At 55.9% G+C, this 1,021-nt stretch carries 1 protein-coding gene and 2 pseudogenes; all 3 read left to right on the forward strand.

Annotated elements, in window-relative coordinates; genetic code table 11:
* Positions 1-315, forward strand: a 315-nt coding sequence (locus VU18_RS19290; RefSeq protein ID WP_236687306.1) for an ATP-binding cassette domain-containing protein, incomplete at both ends; no start/stop codon positions are given.
* 4 nt (positions 316-319) lie between these two features.
* Positions 320-721, forward strand: a pseudogene (locus tag VU18_RS19295) (ABC transporter ATP-binding protein); the annotation flags it as partial.
* Positions 714-1,021 (forward strand): annotated as a pseudogene (locus tag VU18_RS19300) (hypothetical protein); the annotation flags it as partial. The pseudogenes VU18_RS19295 and VU18_RS19300, both read left to right, overlap by 8 nt.

Raw genomic sequence — 1,021 nt, forward strand, 5'->3', positions numbered from 1 at the left:
GTTGGAGTTCAATGCCGGACAGGTGTTGCTGGGGGAGGAACGGATCAGCACCGGCACGAGAGTAAAACGGGTGAACGAGATCGGCTATTTGCCGCAAGAGTTTATGATGTACCCGGAGCTGACGATGTATGAAGTGCTTGAGCATCTCGCTGTCTTGCAAGGTGAACATCCCGCCGCCTGCCGATCCAAAATCGAGAAGGTCATCGAACAAGTCAACTTGTCTTCGCACATCAACAAAAAAATGCGCGAGCTGTCCGGCGGCATGCGGCGGCGGGTGGGCATTGCCATGCTGCTGCTTCGGGAGCCGTCCATCCTNNNNTTTGACGAGCCGACGGCCGGGCTTGACATCCGTGAGCGCGTACGGTTTCGCAATTTGTTGAAGCGGCTGGGGCACGATCATACGATCGTCATCTCTTCGCATCTTGTCGAGGACATTGAATTTCTGTGCACCAAAATCGGGGTGTTGGACCGCGGCACGGTGCTGTTTGAAGGCAGCCCGGACGAGCTCAAGCAAAAAGCCGCCCCTTATACGTATGAGTTGGAGGTGCCGTTTGCGGAACTCGACTCGATCATGGCCACCAACGAAGTCGTGCAAATGAGCGAAGAGCCTTCCCACGTCGTCGTGCGCGTCTTGTCCGAAGAGCCGATCGGTCGGCGCGTCGCCCCGCGGCTGATGGACGGATATTTGGCGTTGTTGAAAGAGGCGGAAACGCATGGATAAAAAGACGATCGCCCATCATTTTTCTTTTGACCGCCGCTTGCTCGGCCGATTGTACTGGTTTCCGTTTCTCGTCTATGGGCTGTGCGTCGGGTTGATGGGGATCTTGTCCGCCCGCTCCGACGAACCGTTTTTGCCGTACACCGTCATCCAAGGCATCGCCGTGCCGATCGCCGGATGGCATCTCGTCTTTTTGTACCGCCATTTGTACGACGAAGGGGCGAAAGAAGCGCTGTTATGGCATTACCGAAAAACGGTCGTCTTCGACTTGGTTCGCTATGCTGTTTTGCATGGGGGATGCAT

The sequence above is a fragment of the Geobacillus sp. ZGt-1 genome (assembly GCF_001026865.1).
Taxonomy (GTDB): Bacteria; Bacillota; Bacilli; order Bacillales; family Anoxybacillaceae; genus Geobacillus; species Geobacillus thermoleovorans.